Source organism: Occultella kanbiaonis, assembly GCF_009708215.1.
GTDB classification, from domain to species: domain Bacteria; phylum Actinomycetota; class Actinomycetes; order Actinomycetales; family Beutenbergiaceae; genus Occultella; species Occultella kanbiaonis.
Genome location: NZ_CP046175.1, coordinates 1,355,558 through 1,375,036 on the forward strand (window position 1 = coordinate 1,355,558; position 19,479 = coordinate 1,375,036).

A 19,479-nucleotide genomic window follows, 5' to 3' on the forward strand; every position below is an offset into this window, starting at 1 on the left:
TCATCGTCGAGCGACTCGTCTCGGGTCGCGCCATTCGGACCATCGAACCAGGAGTTCACGCCCATGACCGATCTCATTCCTCTGCGCCGCGCCCTCGTCTCGGTCTACGACAAGGCCGGCCTGCCCGAACTGGCGACCGCGCTGCACGCCGCCGGTGTCGCGCTCGTCTCCACCGGCTCCACCGCCGGCGTGATCGAGGGCGCCGGGGTCCCCGTGACGCGTGTCGAGGACCTGACCGGCTTCCCCGAGTGTCTCGAGGGTCGCGTCAAGACACTGCACCCCCGGGTGCACGCGGGGATCCTCGCCGACCGGCGCAAGGCCGACCACGTCCAGCAGCTGGCGGACCTCGAGATCGAGCCGTTCGACCTGGTCATCGTGAACCTGTACCCGTTCACCGACACGGTCACCTCCGGGGCGAGCCCGGACGAGTGCATCGAGCAGATCGACATCGGCGGTCCGTCCATGGTGCGCGCCGCCGCGAAGAACCACCCGAGCGTGGCCGTGGTGGTTGACCCGGCGCGCTACGACGAGGTCATCGCCGCCGCTCAGGGCGACGGGTTCAGCCTCGCCCAGCGGCAGCGCCTCGCCGCGGACGCGTTCCGGCACACCGCCACCTACGACGTGCACGTCGCGTCCTGGATCGGCAACGTCGTGGCCCCGGACGACGAGGGATCCGGCTTCCCCGGCTGGGTCGGCGCCACCTGGGACCGCACCGCGGTGCTGCGCTACGGGGAGAACCCGCACCAGCGCGCCGCGCTGTACACCGACGGGTTCGGTGCGCCCGGCCTCGCCGGCGCGACGCAGCTGCACGGCAAGGAGATGAGCTACAACAACTACGTGGACGCCGACGCCGCGTGGCGTGCCGCCCACGACCACGCCGACGCCCCGACGGTCGCGATCATCAAGCACGCCAACCCGTGCGGGATCGCCGTCGGCACCGACATCGCCGACGCCCACGCCAAGGCGCACGCGTGCGATCCGGTCTCGGCGTACGGCGGCGTGATCGCCTCGAACCAGGTCGTCACCGAGGCGATGGCCAACCAGGTCAAGGATGTCTTCACCGAGGTGGTGCTCGCGCCCGGATTCGAGGACGCGGCCCTGGAGGTCCTCACCCGGAAGAAGAACATCCGTCTGCTCACCGTGGCCTCCGCGCCCTCCGGTGGTGGCCTGCGGGACATCTCCGGCGGCATGCTGCTGCAGAACGCGGACCTCATCGACGCCGACGGCGACTCACCGGCGAACTGGACCCTGGCGACCGGTGAAGCGGCCGACGAGGCCACCCTGGCGGACCTGGAGTTCGCGTGGCGCTCGGTGCGGGCCGTGAAGTCGAACGCCATCCTGCTCGCGAACGCCGGCGCGTCCGTGGGCATCGGCATGGGCCAGGTGAACCGGGTCGACTCCTGCCGCCTCGCCGTCGAGCGTGCGAACGCCGACCTCGACGGGGCCGGGGGAGCGGACCGAGCTCGCGGCGCGGTGGCCGCCTCGGACGCGTTCTTCCCGTTCGCCGACGGCCTGCAGGTGCTCCTCGACGCCGGCGTGCGCGCCGTGGTCCAGCCCGGCGGCTCCGTGCGCGACGAGGAGGTCGTCGCCGCGGCCCAGGCCGCCGGCGTCACCCTCTACCTCACCGGCACCCGGCACTTCGCCCACTGACCGGCCTCGCGAGCGGGCGCCCGTCCGTGTCAGAGCACGACGGCGGAGCGTAGTTTCGTCGTCGGCTCCGCCGCGAGCACGGGGTCGAGCCGGGCGAGGTCGGTGCCGCTGAGCAGTCTGCGGACGGCGGCCACCTCGCGGGGGGCGTCGGCGATCACCGCGCCGACGAGGGCGTCATCCTCCAGCGCCAGGGTGGTCCACGGGCCCGCGCCGACCTCACCGCGGTCGACGAGCCGCACCGGCGCACCGTCCGTGCCGTGGAGTCGCCCGAACACGGTCAGGTGGTGCCCGAGCTGGGTCGAGTACACGTAGGGTGCGGGCTCCGGCGTGCCCTCGTCGTCGACGCCGAGCAGGGCCCGCGCCAGCGGCGCGGGGTCGCTCAGGGCGGCGGACCAGTGGCCTCCGGGCACCCGGCCGAGGGTGGGGTGCGGCCGTGCCGCCACGTCTCCGACCGCCCACACCCCGGGCGTAGCCGTGGCGCCGCCCGCGTCGACGCGTAGGTGCCCGGAGGCCTCCCGGGTCACGGCATCCCCGAGCCAGTCGGTGGCCGGGCGCGCGCCGATGGCGCACAGCACCACGTCCGCGGCGAACCCGCGGCCGTCGGCGAGGTGCACGCCGTCGGCCTCCACCCGGGCGACGGTGGCGTCGGTGTGCAGGTCCACCCCGGCTTCGGCGTACCACGGCGTGGTGCGCCCGCCCAGGTCGGGACCCAGTTGGCGACCCAGGGGAGTGGGCCCGGCCTCGAGCACGGTCACCGCGCTGCCCGCGGCCGCGGCGACCCCGGCCACCTCGGCACCGATCCACCCGGCGCCGACCACGACGAGCCGCGCACCCGGTGTGATCGTGGCCCGCAGCGCGTCGGCGTCGGCTGCGGAGTGCAGGACCAGGGCGTGATCCCAGCCGTGCGGGCGCAGCGGCCGGGACCCGGTGGCCACCACGACGGCGTCCGCGGCGAGTTCGGCGCCGTCGGACAGGCGCACGGTGAGCCCGTCGCCGGTACGGCGCACCCCGGCGGCCGGGGCCGTCAGGCGGGTCTCGTCGGCGAGGGAGCTCAGGTCGTAGCCGAGGTCGTCCGCCAGCCACAGCGGCGTCGCGCGGGTGAGGAGTTCCTTGGACAGCGGCGGACGGTCGTACGGGGGCACGCCCTCGTCCCCCAGCAGCGTCAGGTGCCCGGCGTAGCCCTGCGCGCGCAACTCGGCGACGGTGCGCAGCCCGGCGAGCCCGGCACCCACCACCACGATCCGGTTCGGACGCCGGCCGGTGGTGTGACTCACGCCCCCCACGGTACCGCCGCCGTCGGCGAGTGGGCGCAGCGGGAGATGTCCGGCCCCGGTGGCACGATCGAGGGATGGCGATCGAGATCCGTCCCGCGGCTTCGTTCGACGACGTCCGGACCCTGGTCGGCCCCAAGCGGCCCGACGCGAACGTCTGCTGGTGCTTGAGCTACCGGATCCCGTCGAAGGAGAACCTCGCGCTGGTCGGCCCCGAGCGTGGTGAGCGAGTTGCGGAGCTCGTGCGGCAGGACCAGGCGCCCGGGGTCCTCGCCTACGACGGCGGGAACGTCGTCGGCTGGGCCGCGGTCCATCCGCGGGCAGACACGAGTTTCGCCCGCAACCGCAGGATCCCGCACGTCGACGAGGTCGACGTGTGGTCGGTGTGGTGCATCCGGGTCCGGCCCGGGCACCGCGGGCGGGGGATCTCGCACGACCTGCTCCGCGGCGCCATGGAGTTCGCCCGCAGTCACGGCGCACCCGCCATCGAGGGTTACCCGGTGGACAACGACGGGAAGAAGGTGGACCTCACGATGGCGTACGTCGGCACCCGCGCACTCTTCGAGCGGGCCGGCTTCGTCAAGGCCGCGGACACCACGTCGGTGCTCAACGGGTTCCCGCGCGTGCTCATGCGTCTGGATCTGCGCTGACCGGTCGACTCGCCCGCGGTCAGGGAGCCGGCCGGACGAGGTTCGCCGGGACCACGTCGACCGGAAACGGCAGGCGAAGTGCCGCACGCTCGTCGCCGGCCACGTCCGCGCTCGTGACGTAGGCGCCGTCGATCAGGTCGAGCGCGACGAGCGACGGTGCCTTCGGGTCGATGACCCAGTACGACTGCACGCCGCATTCTTCGTACTTCGAGCGCTTGAGCACCAGGTCCTTGCGCCGGGTGGACGGTGAGAGCACCTCGACCGCCAGGGTGAGCGGTGCGGTGACGTTCTTCTCGCCGACGTCATCGTTGCCCACCACGAGCAGGTCCGGCTGCAGCGACGTCCGGAGGTCCGGCCGCCAGTCCAGCGGGGCGAGGAACACCTCCTGGCCGGGTGGGCACGCGGCGCGCAGCAGCAGGTAGAGGTTCCCGATCGCCCGTTGGTGCACGGGCACCGGCGCTGGGGTCACGAGCAGCAACCCGTCGAGGAGTTCGTACTGCAGCCCGTCGTCGGGCAACCGGTCGAGGTCATCGACCGTCCACTCCTCGCCCGTGCGCGGCATCGCCGTCATGACACCCATGATGCTCCTCCCGACTTCGCCTGTCATCGGTCGTCATGACCCGATCATGCCGGGAGGACACCTGACGGTCGTGCGCTGTCCACAGGCGGCTTCTCCGGCAGCGACCAGGTGTGGGCCGGTCCGGCGAGTACGCTCGCATCTGTGACCGTTCCGACGAGCGCGCCGGCCGACGTGCCGATCCCGACGCAGCCACGCAGCCACGCCGTGATGTGGGTGGCGCTGCTCGCGATGGTCCTGATCGTGGCGTCGTCGTTCCTGATCGGTGCGCGGGCGGCGTCCCTCATGTTCGCGGCCGAGCTCGTGGTGCTGGCGATCGTCCGGGCCGTCGCGCCCCGGCCCGGTCCCTACGGCATCTCGGCACGCTCACGCGGCTTCGACGTGGCGTTCCTGGTGGTCACGGGCCTGGCGATGGCGGTGTTCGCCGTCACCGCGCCGGCTGGGGCCATCTGACCTGATCTCACACGCGGCGTGCCGGCCCGGGCGCCGGACGCACGCTCCGTGGTGCGTGCGTCCGGCGGTCAGAGCGATCAGGGGCGAGTGGTGCCCTCGGGCGTCGGCGCCCCGTCGTCGTGGTCGTCCTCGGCGTCGTCGTCCGAGGTACCGCCGGCCCGGTCGGTCTCGTCCGCGTCCTCGTCGTCAACCTCGGCATCGTCGACCTCGGCCTCGTCGACCTCGGTCCAGTTGACGACCTCGTCGGGCCCATCGGCCGTCTCGTCGAGGGTGACCGACGCGGCGCCGTGCGTGGCGGCCCCGTCCTCGGCCTCGTCGGCGTCGTCGACCTCGTCGTACTCCTCGTCGTCGTCGTCCTCGTCCTCGTAGTCATCGTCGTCGTACTCGGCGACGGGCAGGGGCTCGGGCGCGAACACCGTGAACAGCAGCGCGGTGATGGCCCCGCCGAGCAGCGGTGCCACCCAGAACAGCCACACCTGACCGAGCGCCCAGCTCTCCGAGAAGACCGCGATCGCGGTGGCGCGGGCCGGGTTCATCGCGCCGCCGGCCACGAACGCGGTAGCCACCGAGAGCAGGCCGTAGAAGAGGCCGGTCACGATCGCCGCCGAGTAGCCGCGGCGGAGCGAGGTCGTGGTGCGGGTGACGGCGAGCGCCACCGCCACGAACAGGGCCGTGGCGACGACCTCGACGATCAGGACCTGCAGCATCGTGGTGCTGATCGCCCCGGTCGAGGCGCGGGCGAAGGTCGAGTTCTCGCCGAAGCCGCTCGCGGACTGTGCGAACAGAGCGCGCACCGAGGTCAGCTGCAGCTGTGTGGGCAGTTCGGCGGGAGTCGTGATGAACAGCAACGCGGCGGCGGCGACGGCACCGGCGACCTGTGCCACCCAGTACGGCAGGAGCGCGGACCAGGACAGCCGGCCGGTGATCGCAGCCCCGAGCGTCAGCGCCGGGTTGAAGTGGCCGCCCGAGATGTACACGAACATGGCCATCGCGGCCATCAGTGCCACGCCCCAGGCGAGCGCCTCGGCCACCTGGTCGGCGTTGAAGAGGATCCCCCCGTAGACCGCGAGGCCGAGGCCGAGGAACACGAGGATGAACGTGCCGACGAACTCGGCACCGAGGCGTTCGCCCAGCGAGCGGGGCCGCTCCGCGACGTACGCGTCGTCCGCCACGCCGTGGTCGGTATCGTCAACGATGGTGGTGCTGGTCATGAGTATCCCGTCGAGAGAGGGCGTGATCGGGGCCTAGCCTCTCACCCCGGGCTGGGAGTCCGCTGAACGTGGACGCTGACGGCGCCCGGTATCTCGATGTCGAGTAATCTGGTGGCGCATACCGGCCGCCCGCTCCGTTGCGGGTCGGCGCGACCGGTGGCAGACCGCCCAGGAGTTCCCCGACGCGCTCGCGCTCTTCCTCGAACGCCGCGCCCCGCGCTCCTGGTCACCAGACCAAGACAGGAGTTCGACCATGACTCAGCCCGTCAACGTGACGGTCACGGGGGCCGCCGGCCAGATCGGCTATGCCCTGTTGTTCCGCATCGCCTCCGGGCAGCTGCTCGGAGGCGACACCCCGGTGAAGCTCCGCCTGCTGGAGATCCCGCAGGGGGTCAAGGCTGCCGAGGGCACCGCGATGGAGCTGGACGACTGTGCGTTCGACCTGCTCGCCGGCATCGACATCTTCGACGACCCGACGGCGGGCTTCGAGGGAGCGAACGTGGCGCTGCTCGTCGGCGCGCGCCCGCGCGGCCCCGGCATGGAGCGCGGCGACCTGCTCGAGGCGAACGGTGGCATCTTCGGGCCGCAGGGCAAGGCCCTGAACGCGGGCGCGGCGGACGACATCCGCGTCCTCGTCGTCGGCAACCCGGCGAACACGAACGCCCTCATCGCACAGGCGAACGCCCCGGACATCCCGGCCGAGCGGTTCACCGCGATGACCCGCCTGGACCACAACCGCGCCCTCAGCCAGCTCGCCGCGAAGACCGGCGCCGCAGTCGGCGACATCAAGAACCTGACCATCTGGGGCAACCACTCCGCGACCCAGTACCCGGACATCTTCCACGCGCAGATCGGCGGCCGCCCGGCCACCGAGGTCGTGGACGACCAGGCCTGGCTCGAGGACACGTTCATCCCGACCGTCGCCAAGCGCGGCGCCGCGATCATCGAGGCGCGCGGTGCGTCCTCCGCAGCCTCCGCGGCGAACGCCGCCATCGACCACGTGCACGACTGGGTCAACGGCACCCCCGCGGGCTCCTGGACCTCCGCCGCGATCCCCTCGGACGGCTCCTACGGCGTCCCCGAGGGCCTCATCTCCTCGTTCCCGGTGACCTCCACCGGCGGCGCCTGGGAGATCGTCAAGGGCCTGGACGTCAACGAGTTCTCCCGCGCCAGGATCGACGCCTCGGTGGCCGAGCTCACCGAGGAGCGCGACGCCGTCAAGGGTCTTGGGCTGATCTGAGCCGGTCCTGACCCGCGAACGCCCGACGGCGCCCGCCCACCTCGTGTGGACGGGCGCCGTCGTCGTTGCTGCTGGAGGGGCGTCCCGCGCTACGGCGCGGGCGTCTCGACCGAGCGGCCGACGGCGCGCACGCTCAGGCCGATCAGCACCAGCACGATCCCGGCGAGCAGGGCGTAGATGCCGAGCAGGATCCCGAAGGTGGTGGCGGCGACGCCCGGGGCCGCCACCAGGAAGATGCCGAACGCCAGGGTGATCACGCCGAACGCGAGTCCGAGCGTCCAGGCCGCGCCGAGGCTCTTGCGGCCGCGCACGGCGGAGATCCCGAGGATCAGTCCGCCGATGATGGCCCAGACGCCTGCCACGATGAGCAGGATCTCGGTCCCGACCGCGGGCCGAACGATCAGGAACACGCCGGCGACCGCGCCGAGGATCCCGAAGAAGATCTCGGAGCCGGCTCCGGGTGTACCCCGGGTGCGGATGCCGTGGACGATCGCGAGGACGCCGTCGACGGCCCAGAAGATGCCCAGGAGCAGGACGAACGCGGTCAGGACCTTGTCCGGCCAGACCAGGGCGAGGATGCCGAAGACGATCGCGATGGCCCCGCGGAGCGCCAGGTAGTACCAGGCCCCCTTGGCGAGGTTGGAGACGAGATTGGTTGGCGACTCGGACACGGTTGCTCCTGCTCTCTCCCCCTGGCGGAAGTGACGTACGCCATTGATACCACCGGTGCCCGCCCCGCGGTCCGTGCCACGCGGCGGCAGGAGCCGGTATGGACACGGCCCGGATCCGGCTACGGTTGTCCGTGGTCACGTCCGCCACCGACATCGGAGTCAGAATCCGCCGTGCATGACACCACTGCCCGCACCGAGCACCGCCTTCGTCGTTTCGTCGCCGAACGCCTCGAGACCGCCGCGTACCGCTCCCGCACCCCACTGACCGTCACCGCCTGGGAGGTCCCGGACGAACCGGTGCCGTTCGCCGAGGCGCTCAGCCAGGACTTCACCCCGTTCGAGATCGGCAGCCCGTGGGGCCGGCCGTGGAGCACGGTCTGGTTCCACGTGCGCGGGCAGGTGCCCACAGAGTGGGCGCAGGACCTGATCGCCGACGGCGCCGGTGCGGTCCGGCTGGAACTGCTGGTCGACCTGGGGTTCTCCGGCGCCGGCCCCGGCTTCCAGACCGAGGGTGCGATCTGGTCACCCGACGGGGTGCTCCTCAAGGGCCTCGAGCCCCGCAACCACTACCTGCCGCTGGACGTGGCACCCGGGGAGTGGGTGGACCTGTACGTGGAGGCGGCCGCCAACCCGGACGTGCCGAACGGGCAGTGGATCAAGCCGACCCCGATGGGGGACAAGGCCACCGCCGGCACCGACCCGATCTATGAGTTGCGGGCCGCGGACCTCGCGCTGCTGGACGTCGATGTCTGGGAACTGACCCAGGACGTCGACGCGCTGCAGGGTCTCATGCTCGAGTTGCCGGCCACCTCACCCAGGCGTGCGCAGATCCTGCGGGCGCTGGAGGACATGCTCGACGCCGTCGACCCCGACGATCTGGCCGGCACCGCCGCGGCCGGTCGTGAGCGACTGGCCGACGTGCTGGCCGCACCGGCCCACGCGAGCGCGCACCGGTTGCACGCCGTCGGGCACGCCCACATCGACTCGGCCTGGCTGTGGCCGGTCCGGGAGACCGTGCGCAAGTGCGCGCGCACGTTCTCGAACGTGCTGAACCTGATGGACGCCGACCCGGACGTGACGTTCGCGTGCTCCTCGGCCCAGCAGTACGCGTGGATGAAGGAGTTCTACCCCGAGCTGTACGCGCGCATCGCGCAGCGGGTCCGTGAGGGTCGGTTCATCCCGGTCGGCGGGATGTGGGTCGAGTCGGACACCAACATGCCCGGCGGTGAGGCGCTGGCCCGTCAGTTCGTGGCCGGCACCCAGTTCTTCATCGACGAGTTCGGCGTGGAGCCCAAGGAGGTCTGGCTGCCGGACTCCTTCGGCTACACCGCGGCCCTGCCGCAGATCGCGCGCGCGAGCGGCAAGGAGTCCATGCTCACGCAGAAGATCTCCTGGAACGACACGAACAGGTTCCCGCACCACACGTTCCAGTGGGCCGGGTCGGACGGGACCAGGATCTTCACCCACTTCCCGCCGGTGGACACCTACAACTCGATGATCAACGGCGCGGAACTGGCCAAGGCCGAGCGCCAGTACGCCGAGAAGGGCCGGGCGAACTCCTCGCTGCTGCCCTACGGCTACGGCGACGGCGGGGGCGGACCTACGCGCGAGATGCTCGCCGCGGCCCGGCGCACCGCTGACCTCGAGGGCTCGCCGAAGGTGACGCTGTCCACCCCGGCGGACTTCTTCACGCAGGCCCGCGCGGAGTACGCCGACCCGCCCACCTGGACCGGCGAGATGTACCTCGAGTACCACCGCGGCACCTACACCTCGCAGCACCGCACGAAGGCCGGCAACCGTCGCAGCGAGCACCTGCTCCGCGAGGCGGAGCTGTGGGCCACGGCGGCGACGGTCCGCGCCGGGGCGGACTATCCGGCCGATGCGCTGCAGCGGATCTGGCGCCTGGTCCTGCTGCAGCAGTTCCACGACATCCTGCCCGGCTCGTCGATCGCCTGGGTGCACCGCGAGGCTGAGCGAAACTACGCCCTCATCGAGGCCGAGCTCGAGACCCTCATCGCCACCGCGCTCGGCCACCTGGTCGGCGCCGGCGAGGACCGGATCGCCCTGAACGCCGGGCCGTTCCCACGGGCCGGCGTGCCCGCCCTCGGGGGCGCCGCCGCGGCCGGCTCGGTCGAGCCCGACGGCGGTGCCGTCACGATCGAGCCCGACGGCGAGGGCTGGGTCCTGAGCAACGCGCACCTTCGGGTGGTCGTGGACCCGCGCGGCCTGGTCACCTCGCTGCGTGACCTCGCCGCTGACCGCGAGGTGGTGCCGGCCGGGATGGCCGCGAACCTGCTCCAGGTGCACCGGGACATCCCGAACGAGTGGGACGCCTGGGACATCGACGCCCACTACCGCCACGACGTGCGCGATCTCGACACCGCGCAGGAGATCGTCGCCGAGCCCGCCGGCGACGGCGCGACCACCGCCCGACTGGTGATCCGCCGTCGGTTCGGCTCCTCGACCATCACCCAACGACTGGAACTGGCCGCCGACTCCCCGGCCCTGGAGATCACCACCGAGGTCGACTGGCACGAGCGGCAGAAACTGCTCAAGCTCGCGTTCCCGATCGACGTCCAGGCCGAGCGAGCCACCTCCGAGATCCAGTTCGGGCACATCCACCGGCCCACCGCGACGAACACCTCCTGGGACGCGGCCCGCTTCGAGACCGTCGCGCACCGCTGGGTGCACGTCGGCGAGGCCGACTACGGCGTTGCGGTCGCGAACGACCAGACCTACGGCCACGACATCCGGGCCGACCTCGACCCGGCCGGCCGGCCGATCACCGTGGTCCGCCAGTCGCTGCTGCGGGCCCCGCTGTTCCCCGATCCGGATGCGGACCAGGGCGAGCACGTGCTGCGCTCGAGCATCCGCCCGGGCGCGGGCATCGCCGAGTCCGTCCGGGAGGGCTACCGGATGAACCTGCCTGTGCGCACCGTCGCCGGCGCCGGCTCCGGCACCCTCGTCGCGCCGCTGCTGCGCACTGACAACGACGCCGTGGTCATCGAGGCCGTCAAGCTCGCGGAGGACGGCAGCGGGGACGTCATCGTGCGCCTGTACGAGTCCCTCGGCGGGCGCGCCCGTGCAGCGATCACGGCGGACTTCCCGGTGACGTCGGTCACCGAGACCGACCTGCTCGAACGCCCCCGCGAGGACGGGCCGGGCGTGCTCACGCAGACCGACGGCGGGAGCGCCACGGTCACCCTCCGGCCGTTCCAGATCTGCACGCTCCGGTTCGCGAGGTGAGCGGCCCCCGGGTGCGCGTGGTCGCGGCTGCAGCAGCGGCGCAGCGATGGGCATCTGTCCCCATGGACGCTGGCCGGCGCGGCCCCGCAGTTGCCCTAGGCTGCTCCGCATGAGCCAACGATTCAACGCCCCGCCGGGGTGGCAGGTCCCGCCGAACTTCACCCCGCCCGAGGGCTGGCAGCCGGACCCGTCGTGGCCGCCGGCGCCGGCGGGCTGGAACTACTGGGTCGACGATGCCGCGGGCGCGGCTGCGCCGATGGTCGGGCAGAACCCTGGATACGGAGCGTCCTCCGGGCAGAACCCGGCCTACGGCCCGGGCTCGAGCCCGGTCTACGGTCCCGGCTCGTCCGCGCCCGCGGGTGCCTCGCCCTACGGTGCCTCCGGGACGGCCTCCGCGGCGTTGGCCCAGGAGGAGGTCAAGAAGGCCCGCAACTCCGCTCTCATCGGTTTCGGCATTCTCGCCGCCGCGGTGCTGGTGTTCGCCATCAGCTTCGGGATCGCGGCCAGCAGCCCGACCGGCGGCAACTACTACTTCCCGTGGTACTTCATGCTGGCCGGCCTGATCGTCGGCATCCGCGGGCTCGTGAGCTACAACAAGGCCAAGAAGGCCGCGTCGTTCACCGCCGGCGGCAACTTCGACCCGACCGCCTACACCGGCTCGTCCGGCGGCGTCACGCCGCCCGGCGTCACCCCGCCCGGCGGCTACCCGGCGCCCGGTTCCGACTCCGGCCCGCGGCCGGGCGAGTACCGCCCGTAACGGCGAGCCCCACCGCGGCGGCGACCGACCGCCGTCGACCATGGCTCAACAGACACGAACGCCCCGCCGAACCGGCGGGGCGTTCGTGTTCGTGCTTGCGCGACCAGCCGGCGCCGGGCCGGGAGCGGGCGGCGCCGTTCAGCGGAAGATGACCGTGCGGTGCCCGTCCACCAGGACCCGGTGCTCGGCGTGCCAGCGCACCGCGCGGGCGAGCACCCGTCGCTCCACGTCCTGGCCGATCGCGACCAGCTCGGCGGCGTCGTCGGCGTGGGTGACGCGCTCCACGTCCTGCTCGATGATCGGCCCCTCGTCCAGGGATGCGGTGGCGTAGTGGGCCGTGGCACCGATGAGCTTGACGCCGCGGTCGTGCGCCTGGGCGTAGGGCCGCGCCCCCTTGAAGCTCGGCAGGAACGAGTGGTGGATGTTGATGATCCGGCACTCCAGCGCGTGGCACAGGTCATCGGAGAGGATCTGCATGTAGCGGGCCATCACCACGAGCTCGGCGTCGAGTTCGTCGACCAGGTCAAGCAGCGCGCGCTCGGCGGCTTGCTTTGTGCCGGAGGTGACCGGGATGTGGTGGAAGCCGACCCCGTAGAACTGCGCCGTCGGCGCCAGCTCGGTGTGGTTGGAGACCACGGCCACCACCTGGATCGGCAGCCGGCCCTCGCGCTCGCGGAACAACAGGTCGTTCAGGCAGTGCGCCGCGGTGGAGACCATCACCACGGTCCGCACCGGGCGGCCCACGCGGTCCAGGGTCCACGTCATCGAGAACTCCTCGGCGACCTCGGTCAGCGCGGACTCCAGGTCCGCCTTCGCGGTCGCGGACTCCACCTGCACGCGCATGAAGAACAGCCCCGTGCCCGCGTCCCCGAACTGCTGGGACTCGGTGATGTTGCCCCCGTTCGCGGCGAGCACGCCGGCGACGGCGTGCACGATCCCGGGGCGGTCGGGGCAGGAGAGGGTCAGGACCCAGTGCTCGGGGGCTGCGTTCGTCACACGGCGAGGTTAGTCGGCCCTGGGCGGTTCGGGTTCGCGCGGGCGCCGGTCAGTGGAAGGATGGGGGGCATGGACGAGCTGAGGATCGACGTCGTCGAGGACAAGGACGCCGGCGAGCTGCTGACGGTGCGGCGCGCCGCATTCGTGACCGAGGCGCAGTTGTACGACGACCCGCACATTCCGGCCCTGACGCAGACGTTCGACGAGCTGCGTGAGGACCTGGCCCGGGCAGACGTCGTCACGCTCGGCGCGTGGATCGGTCCTCGGCTGGTCGGCTCGGTGCGGGTCGGCCTCGAGGAGGACCGGGCCCTGCTCGGCCGTCTCGCGGTGGTGCCGGACCTGCAGGGCCAGGGCCTGGGGACCCAGCTGCTCATGTCGGTCCTGGGCTATCTGCCGGAGCAGACCAACGAGGTGTGGGTGTTCACCGGGCAGGACTCCAAGCAGAACCTCTCCCTGTACGCCAAGCACGGCTTCGAGCACCAGTACGACCAGAACGCCGGCGACCTCACCTACGCCTACCTGCGCAAGATCCTCGGCGAGATGGAGACGGGCGAGACCGGCCTGCAGGAGAAGGACGGGGCCACGGCCTCGCCCGCCGAGGCCTGACCGGCGGGACTCCGGCCGGGGTCGATGGGTCATCCCGCGACGCGGAACGTACTGGACGAACCCGCCGGTGGGCTTGCTAGGCTGGGTCCGTCGCGACTGGCGCAGAGGTGGATCACCACCGGGGAGCGATGCAGAAACACCTACTCGAGGTCGCCCGCCTGGGCCTGAGTGATCCGATGAGACCCATCACTGCATCGCCTGCGGAGGAAGCATGAGCCAGCCCACGTCCACCGTCCCTGTCCGCGACCAGTCGCTCGCGGAGCTCGACCCCGAGATCGCCGCCGTGCTCGAAGGGGAACTGACCCGCCAGCGCGAGACCCTCGAGATGATCGCGAGCGAGAACTTCGTTCCGCGCGCCGTGCTCCAGGCGCAGGGGTCCGTGCTCACGAACAAGTACGCCGAGGGATACCCCGGCCGCCGCTACTACGGTGGCTGCGAGCAGGTGGACATCGCCGAGAACCTCGCGATCTCGCGGGCCTCGTCACTGTTCGGCGCCGAGTACGTCAACGTCCAGCCGCACTCCGGGGCCCAGGCCAACGCCGCCGTGCTGCACGCTCTGATCAAGCCGGGCGACACCATCCTCGGGCTGCAGCTGGCCCACGGTGGTCACCTCACCCACGGCATGAAGATCAACTTCTCCGGCAAGCTCTACAACGTCGCCTCCTACGGCGTCGACGAGCAGACCCACCGGATCGACTACGACGCGCTGCGGGCCAAGGCGCTCGAGGCCCGGCCCCAGGTGATCATCGCCGGCTGGTCCGCCTACCCCCGCCACCTCGACTTCGAGGCGTTCCGGTCGATCGCGGACGAGGTCGGCGCGTACCTGTGGACGGACATGGCGCACTTCGCGGGTCTCGTGGCCGCGGGCCTGCACCCGAACCCGATCCCGCACTCCGACGTGGTCTCCAGCACCGTGCACAAGACCCTGGGCGGCCCGCGCTCCGGGGTGATCTTCTCGCGTGACAAGGAGACCTTCGGCAAGAAGCTCGACTCGGCCGTGTTCCCTGGCCAGCAGGGCGGACCGCTGATGCACGTCATCGCGGCCAAGGCCGTCGCGTTCAAGGTGGCGGCCGGTGCGGAGTTCGCCGAGCGGCAACGCCAGACCATCGCCGGCGCGCAGATCCTCGCCGAGCGGCTCACCGCCACCGACGTCAGTTCCGCCGGAGTCTCGGTGCTCACCGGTGGCACCGACGTGCACCTGGTCCTGGTGGACCTGCGGCACTCCGACCTCGACGGTCAGCAGGCCGAGGACCTCCTGCACGCTGCCGGGATCACCGTGAACCGCAACGCGGTGCCGTTCGACCCGCGGCCCCCGCGGGTCACCTCCGGCCTGCGGATCGGCACCCCTGCACTGGCCTCCCGCGGGTTCGGTGAGACCGAGTTCACCGAGGTGGCCGACATCATCGGCGGGGTGCTCGCCGCCGGCGCCGGGGCGGATCTGGACGCCGCGCGCGCCCGGGTCAAGGCCCTCACCGACGCGTTCCCGCTCTACCCCGGACTGCAGCAGTGAGTGCGCGCCTGCTGCCGGGCAAGCCGGTCGCCGATGCGGTCTTCGCCGAACTCGGCCCGCGTATCGACGCGCTCGTCGCCGCCGGACACACCCCGGGTCTGGGCACGATCCTGGTCGGGGACGACTCCGCCAGTGCCGGGTACATCCGGATGAAGCAGGAGAAGGCCGCCTCGCTCGGCCTGACCTCCCCGCACATCCACCTCGGCGCCGACGCGACCCAGGCGGACGTGCTCGCCGCGATCGGCGACATGAACGACGCGGCCGACGTCGACGCCGTCCTGCTGCAGCACCCCACTCCGCCTCAGATCGACTTCGACGCAGCCCTGCTCGCGCTCGACCCGGACAAGGACGTGGACGGGCTGCACCCGGTCAACATGGGACGGCTCGCCCTCGGCATGCCGGGACCGGTGCCGTGCACCCCGGCCGGGATCGAGGCGCTGCTAGCGCACTACGAGATCCCGATCGCCGGGCGCGAGGTGTGCATCCTGGGCCGCGGCACCACGCTCGGGCGACCGCTCGCGCTGCTGCTCAGCCAGAAGCGCCCGACGGCGAACGCGGCCGTGACCGTGGTGCACACCGGGGTCCCGAACTGGGCCGACTACACCCGGCGTGCCGAGGTCGTCATCGCGGCCGCCGGCGTGCCCGGCATCCTCCAGCCCGAACACCTGACCCCGGGTGTCACCGTGATCGGCGGCGGGGTCCGGTACGAGGGCAAGCGCCTGCTGCCGGACGTGGACGAGTCCTGCGAGGAGGTCGCCGGAGCGATCACCCCACGGGTCGGCGGCGTCGGACCGACCACGATCGCGCTGCTGTTCCGCAACGCCGTCGAGGCCGCGGAGCGCCGCGCCGGCTGACGCCTGGCCGCTGGGCGGCCACGAACCACGACGACGGCGGGTGCCGGGCGGCATATGGACGCCCGGCACCCGCCGTCGTCGGCTCGTCATAGGGTTGGAGGCATGACTGAGGACGGGCTGCAGGCAGCCATCACGAAGATGCAGGCGCGGGGCATCGACCCCCGGGCGATCAACGTATTCGCCCACTACTGGCGCGACCTTGCGGCCGGTGCGCAGGGCCTGATCCCCGAGGAGACCATCGAGCCGCTCGGCGAGGTCCCGGCGCTCGGCGACTTCGCCGCAACCCCGGAGCAGCGCCGCGACGCCCTGGCCCGGACCGCCGTCATCAAGCTGAACGGCGGGCTCGGCACCTCGATGGGGATGACCGGGCCGAAGTCCGCCCTCGAGGTGCGCGACGGGCTCACGTTCCTTGACATCATCGCCCGCCAGGTCCTCGCCCTGCGTGCCCAGCACGACGTGCAGCTCCCGCTGATCCTGATGAACTCGTTCCGCACGCGGTCCGAGTCCCTGGCGATCCTCGAGAAGTACCCGGACCTGGCCGTGGACGGGCTGCCGCTCGACTTCCTGCAGAACGCGGAGCCGAAGTTGCGGGCGGACACCCTCGCACCGGTCGAGTGGCCGGCCGACCCCGAGCTCGAGTGGTGCCCGCCCGGGCACGGTGACATCTACGTCGCCCTCCAGGGCAGCGGCCTGCTCGGGGCCCTGCGCGCACAGGGGATCAGGTACGTGTTCCTGTCCAACGCGGACAACCTCGGTGCCACCTGCGACCCGGACGTGGCGGCGTGGATGTTCGAGGCGGCCGTGCCGTACGCGGCGGAGGTCTGCCCCCGCACCGCGAACGACCGCAAGGGCGGGCACCTGGCCCGTCGCCGCAGCGACGGCCGGATGATCCTGCGGGACAGCGCGATGGTCGCCGACGGGGAGGACCACCACTTCCAGGACAACGACCGCCACCAGTACTTCCACACGAACAACCTGTGGGTGGACCTCGAGGTGCTCGAGCGGCTCCTCGACGAGCGGGACGGCGTGCTCGGCCTGCCGATCGTTGTCAACCGCAAGACCGTGGACCCCTCGGACTCCTCCTCGACGCCGGTGATCCAGATCGAGTCCGCGATGGGCACGGCGGTCGAGGCCTTCGAAGGGTCCCAGGCCCTGCTGGTGCCGCGACGCCGGTTCCGGCCCGTCAAGACCACCAACGAGCTGCTCCTGCTGCGCTCGGACGTGTTCTCACTCGATGAGGACTCGGTCGTGAACTCGGTCATCACGCACGACGAGCCGGCGATCCGGCTCGACGGCCACTACAAGCTCGTCCCGGACTTCGAGGCGCGGTTCCCGGCGGGGCCGCCGTCGCTGCGCGAGTGCACCGGCCTGGAGGTCACCGGTGACGTGACCTTCGGCGCCGGCGTCGTCTGCGTCGGCGACGTCCAGGTGCGCGCAGAGGAGCCCGCGACCATCGCCGACGGCACTCGACTTTCCGGGCAGGTCACATGCTGAGCATCGGTTCCGTCAACGTCAACGGTATCCGGGCCGCGTTCCGGCGGGGCATGGGGGTGTGGATCGCCGAACACACCCCGGACGTGCTCCTGCTCCAGGAGGTCCGCGCCACGGACGAGATCCTGGCCGAGCACCTCGGCCCGGACTGGCACGTGGTGCACACCGAGGGCGCGGCCAAGGGGCGTGCCGGGGTCGCCGTCGCCGCCCGTGAGGCGTTCACCGCGGTCCGGATCGGGCTCCGCGCCGACGAACCGGAGGCGGACGTCGGCAGGTGGGTTGAGGCGGATCTCGAGCTCGGTGGCGAACCGGTCACCGTGGTCTCCACCTACCTGCACTCCGGGACCGCCGGGACGCCGTCGATGGACCTCAAGTACGCGCACCTCGATGCCGTCACCGAGCGGATGGGCGTACTGGCTGCCACCGGCCGGTGCATCGTGGTCGGCGGTGACCTGAACATCGCCCACCGTGAGGTCGACCTGAAGGCCTGGAAGACGAACCGCAGGTCTGCGGGCTTCCTACCCGAGGAGCGTGCCTACCTGGACCGGTGGATCGACGAGCAGGGCTGGGTGGACCTGGGCCGCCGGTTCGGCGGCGACGGCCCCGGTCCGTACACGTGGTGGTCCTGGCGCGGTCAGGCGTACACGAACGACTCGGGGTGGCGCATCGACTACCAGTTCGCCACGCCGGCTCTCGCCGAGCGCGCGAAGGACGCGGTGATCGACCGTGCGCCCACCTACGAGGCGCGGTTCTCCGACCACGCGCCGGTGCGGGTGCTCTACGACCTCTGAGGCCGGGCCGTGCCGACGTGCGGCGGCGCCCGGGAGTTGTCGGCGGCGCCGGGGGAGTTGTCGGCGGAGCCGTCAGTGTTGCCCGGGCGGACCGTTCGGGTTGCGCCAGGACCGGCCGCGCGTGCTGAGGTAGCCCAGGACGAGGCCGGCGACGATGAGGATCAGGCCGATCACGAGCCACGTCGGGTCCCCGGTCATGACACTGCCGGGCAGGATGCCCGAGCCCTGGCCCGCCCAGACGAGCCCGATCAGGATGGCGATGATGCCGACGACGGCCAGCAGGGGTTTCCTGATCACGTGGGGTCCTCTGCTCGGGTGTCGCTGAGTGATGGTGGACCGAGCCTACTGCGCCCTCCGACCGCCGAACTGCCCCGGCCTCACCCGCGGCTCAGTCACTCGTGGGGTCCGCTCAGCTCGGCGAGGAGCGCGAAGCCGGGGCGGTCGACCGAGGCGGCGGTGGCCGTCAGGATGACGGCGCCGGTGCCCGCGGTGCGGTCGAGCCCGAACCAGGATCGGAACCCACCTGACCCTCCGTTGTGCCAGGTGATGGCACGTCCGTCAACCGGCGTGGTGATCCAGCCGGCGCCGATCCGGGTGCCCATGCCGAGCGACGCGACCGGGTCGAGGGCGGCGGTGCCGGGCGCCGAGCCGTCGAGCAGTGCCGCCGCGAGGCGGGCCATGTCCCCGATGCGGGCCCGGATCCCACCGGCCGGTCCCAGCGCTTCCCCGGTCCAGGGCTGCCGTGGCCGGCCCCGCACCGAGGTGCCGGTGAGCGCGCCGGGCCGAAGCTGGTCGGTGTTCGCCGGGACGTACACGCCCTCGAGCCCGAGGGTTCGGGCCAGGCGGTCCCGGACGAGGTCCGCGAAGGTCATCCCCGCGGCGCCGGCGACCGCATGGCCCAGCAGCTCGAACCCGAAGTTGGAGTATCGGGCCCGTGGCCTGCTCACCCGGACCTCTCGAGCCTGGTCGAGAAGTTGCGCCAGGGTCTCGCCGTAGGGATTGGTGCCGTGTCGCCACAGGGCGACCGTCCGGCGCCACGGTTGTGCCGACCGGGGCAGCCCGGGCAGCCCGGAGCGATGCGTGCTGACCGACGCCAACGTCACGTCCGCCGCGGGCGTCCCACCCAGCGGAAGCAGCGAGCCGAGGGTCGCGTCGCTGCGGATCTCCCCACGGGCCAGACCGTCCGAGTAGAGCAGTCCGGTGATCCCCTTCGAGACCGACGCGATCTCGTAGTCGGCGTGCAGGTCGGCGCCGCGGGAGGCGACGGTCACCGCGTCCGGCGTGAGGGTCGCGACGGCGAAGACCGGATGTCGGGGTCCTAGCAATGTGTGGGCCCTCGCGGCGAGCTGTGCGCCCGAGCTGGCCCCCCGAGTCTGCGGGTCCATGCAGGCAACCATAGTTGACAGATCGGTGAGGAGTCACCCGCCTCTGCGGGGAAGCGTGCGGGTGGCGCAGCCGGGCCCCGGGTGGCGACCCGATCGGCCGTTCGGCAGGTCCCGGTGGCT

General features: G+C 72.0%; 18 protein-coding genes and 1 riboswitch. Of the genes, 11 read left to right on the forward strand and 7 right to left on the reverse strand.

Annotated elements, in window-relative coordinates:
* Positions 1–63: 63 nt before the first annotated feature.
* Complete coding sequence (gene purH / locus GKS42_RS05995) at positions 64–1,650, forward strand: bifunctional phosphoribosylaminoimidazolecarboxamide formyltransferase/IMP cyclohydrolase (RefSeq protein ID WP_154793012.1); 1,587 nt, start codon at positions 64–66, stop codon at positions 1,648–1,650.
* 29 nt (positions 1,651–1,679) lie between these two features.
* On the opposite strand, the gene GKS42_RS06000 is transcribed toward purH, so the two are convergent.
* Positions 1,680–2,924 (reverse strand): NAD(P)/FAD-dependent oxidoreductase, encoded by a 1,245-nt coding sequence (locus tag GKS42_RS06000; protein WP_168217768.1) that lies wholly within the window; start codon positions 2,922–2,924, stop codon positions 1,680–1,682.
* Between the two features lie 74 nt (positions 2,925–2,998).
* Here GKS42_RS06000 and GKS42_RS06005 point away from each other — a divergent pair, with 74 nt between their 5' ends.
* A complete protein-coding gene (locus tag GKS42_RS06005; protein WP_154793014.1) occupies positions 2,999–3,571 on the forward strand; it encodes a GNAT family N-acetyltransferase in 573 nt (190 codons plus the stop codon).
* 19 nt (positions 3,572–3,590) lie between these two features.
* On the opposite strand, the gene GKS42_RS06010 is transcribed toward GKS42_RS06005, so the two are convergent.
* Positions 3,591–4,142, reverse strand: coding sequence for a Uma2 family endonuclease (locus GKS42_RS06010; RefSeq protein ID WP_174791050.1), 552 nt, complete (start codon positions 4,140–4,142; stop codon positions 3,591–3,593).
* 150 nt (positions 4,143–4,292) lie between these two features.
* Here GKS42_RS06010 and GKS42_RS06015 point away from each other — a divergent pair, with 150 nt between their 5' ends.
* Entirely contained in the window at positions 4,293–4,601 is a 309-nt protein-coding gene (locus GKS42_RS06015; RefSeq protein WP_210769322.1) for a DUF3017 domain-containing protein, read from the forward strand.
* Positions 4,602–4,678: 77 nt separating this feature from the next.
* Here the strand turns inward: GKS42_RS06015 and GKS42_RS06020 are convergent, their stop codons facing one another.
* Entirely contained in the window at positions 4,679–5,812 is a 1,134-nt protein-coding gene (locus GKS42_RS06020; protein ID WP_154793016.1) for an MIP/aquaporin family protein, read from the reverse strand.
* A gap of 253 nt (positions 5,813–6,065) precedes the next feature.
* Here GKS42_RS06020 and GKS42_RS06025 point away from each other — a divergent pair, with 253 nt between their 5' ends.
* Positions 6,066–7,052: a malate dehydrogenase gene (locus GKS42_RS06025; RefSeq protein ID WP_154793017.1), complete on the forward strand. Its 987-nt coding sequence runs from the start codon at positions 6,066–6,068 to the stop codon at positions 7,050–7,052.
* Positions 7,053–7,141: 89 nt separating this feature from the next.
* On the opposite strand, the gene GKS42_RS06030 is transcribed toward GKS42_RS06025, so the two are convergent.
* Positions 7,142–7,723 carry an HdeD family acid-resistance protein gene (locus tag GKS42_RS06030; RefSeq protein WP_163542772.1) on the reverse strand — a complete coding sequence of 194 codons (582 nt, stop codon included), beginning with the start codon at positions 7,721–7,723 and terminating at the stop codon, positions 7,142–7,144.
* Positions 7,724–7,894: 171 nt separating this feature from the next.
* On the opposite strand from GKS42_RS06030, the gene GKS42_RS06035 reads away from it, so the two are divergent.
* Complete coding sequence (locus tag GKS42_RS06035; protein ID WP_154793019.1) at positions 7,895–10,969, forward strand: alpha-mannosidase; 3,075 nt, start codon at positions 7,895–7,897, stop codon at positions 10,967–10,969.
* Positions 10,970–11,078: 109 nt separating this feature from the next.
* Entirely contained in the window at positions 11,079–11,726 is a 648-nt protein-coding gene (locus tag GKS42_RS06040) for a phage holin family protein (protein WP_154793020.1), read from the forward strand.
* A 138-nt stretch (positions 11,727–11,864) separates the two neighbouring features.
* On the opposite strand, the gene purU is transcribed toward GKS42_RS06040, so the two are convergent.
* A complete protein-coding gene (gene purU, locus GKS42_RS06045) occupies positions 11,865–12,722 on the reverse strand; it encodes a formyltetrahydrofolate deformylase (protein WP_154793021.1) in 858 nt (285 codons plus the stop codon).
* Positions 12,723–12,782: 60 nt separating this feature from the next.
* Here purU and GKS42_RS06050 point away from each other — a divergent pair, with 60 nt between their 5' ends.
* From GKS42_RS06050 to GKS42_RS06070, 5 genes are all read left to right on the forward strand, one after another.
* Positions 12,783–13,328, forward strand: a complete 546-nt coding sequence (locus GKS42_RS06050) for a GNAT family N-acetyltransferase (RefSeq protein WP_154793022.1) — start codon at positions 12,783–12,785, stop codon at positions 13,326–13,328.
* Positions 13,329–13,410: 82 nt separating this feature from the next.
* Positions 13,411–13,499: riboswitch (ZMP/ZTP riboswitch) on the forward strand.
* Positions 13,500–13,539: 40 nt separating this feature from the next.
* Positions 13,540–14,838, forward strand: a complete 1,299-nt coding sequence (gene glyA / locus GKS42_RS06055; RefSeq protein ID WP_154793023.1) for a serine hydroxymethyltransferase — start codon at positions 13,540–13,542, stop codon at positions 14,836–14,838.
* Positions 14,835–15,692 (forward strand): bifunctional 5,10-methylenetetrahydrofolate dehydrogenase/5,10-methenyltetrahydrofolate cyclohydrolase, encoded by an 858-nt coding sequence (locus tag GKS42_RS06060; RefSeq protein ID WP_154793024.1) that lies wholly within the window; start codon positions 14,835–14,837, stop codon positions 15,690–15,692. Before glyA ends, GKS42_RS06060 begins: the two co-directional genes overlap by 4 nt.
* Before the next feature lie 102 nt (positions 15,693–15,794).
* Positions 15,795–17,186, forward strand: a complete 1,392-nt coding sequence (locus GKS42_RS06065) for a UTP--glucose-1-phosphate uridylyltransferase (protein ID WP_154793025.1) — start codon at positions 15,795–15,797, stop codon at positions 17,184–17,186.
* Positions 17,180–17,974, forward strand: coding sequence for an exodeoxyribonuclease III (locus tag GKS42_RS06070; protein WP_154793026.1), 795 nt, complete (start codon positions 17,180–17,182; stop codon positions 17,972–17,974). The genes GKS42_RS06065 and GKS42_RS06070 overlap by 7 nt, the downstream gene beginning before the upstream one ends.
* A gap of 72 nt (positions 17,975–18,046) precedes the next feature.
* On the opposite strand, the gene GKS42_RS06075 is transcribed toward GKS42_RS06070, so the two are convergent.
* Both GKS42_RS06075 and GKS42_RS06080 read right to left on the reverse strand, forming a co-directional pair.
* A complete protein-coding gene (locus GKS42_RS06075) occupies positions 18,047–18,271 on the reverse strand; it encodes a hypothetical protein (RefSeq protein ID WP_207632234.1) in 225 nt (74 codons plus the stop codon).
* Between the two features lie 95 nt (positions 18,272–18,366).
* Positions 18,367–19,359 carry a serine hydrolase domain-containing protein gene (locus tag GKS42_RS06080; RefSeq protein WP_154793027.1) on the reverse strand — a complete coding sequence of 331 codons (993 nt, stop codon included), beginning with the start codon at positions 19,357–19,359 and terminating at the stop codon, positions 18,367–18,369.
* Positions 19,360–19,479 lie beyond the last annotated feature (120 nt).

Excerpts from the sequence above, each read along its gene's own strand:
- GKS42_RS06050 (WP_154793022.1), top strand. The coding sequence starts at position 12,783 with ATGGGGGGCATGGACGAGCTGAGGATCGACGTCGTCGAGGACAAGGAC.
- GKS42_RS06005 (WP_154793014.1), top strand. The coding sequence starts at position 2,999 with ATGGCGATCGAGATCCGTCCCGCGGCTTCGTTCGACGACGTCCGGACC.
- GKS42_RS06065 (WP_154793025.1), top strand. The coding sequence starts at position 15,795 with ATGACTGAGGACGGGCTGCAGGCAGCCATCACGAAGATGCAGGCGCGG.
- GKS42_RS06020 (WP_154793016.1), bottom strand. The coding sequence starts at position 5,812 with ATGACCAGCACCACCATCGTTGACGATACCGACCACGGCGTGGCGGAC.
- purH (WP_154793012.1), top strand. The coding sequence starts at position 64 with ATGACCGATCTCATTCCTCTGCGCCGCGCCCTCGTCTCGGTCTACGAC.
- GKS42_RS06070 (WP_154793026.1), top strand. The coding sequence starts at position 17,180 with ATGCTGAGCATCGGTTCCGTCAACGTCAACGGTATCCGGGCCGCGTTC.
- glyA (WP_154793023.1), top strand. The coding sequence starts at position 13,540 with ATGAGCCAGCCCACGTCCACCGTCCCTGTCCGCGACCAGTCGCTCGCG.
- GKS42_RS06025 (WP_154793017.1), top strand. The coding sequence starts at position 6,066 with ATGACTCAGCCCGTCAACGTGACGGTCACGGGGGCCGCCGGCCAGATC.
- GKS42_RS06080 (WP_154793027.1), bottom strand. The coding sequence starts at position 19,359 with ATGGACCCGCAGACTCGGGGGGCCAGCTCGGGCGCACAGCTCGCCGCG.
- GKS42_RS06040 (WP_154793020.1), top strand. The coding sequence starts at position 11,079 with ATGAGCCAACGATTCAACGCCCCGCCGGGGTGGCAGGTCCCGCCGAAC.
- GKS42_RS06010 (WP_174791050.1), bottom strand. The coding sequence starts at position 4,142 with ATGACGGCGATGCCGCGCACGGGCGAGGAGTGGACGGTCGATGACCTC.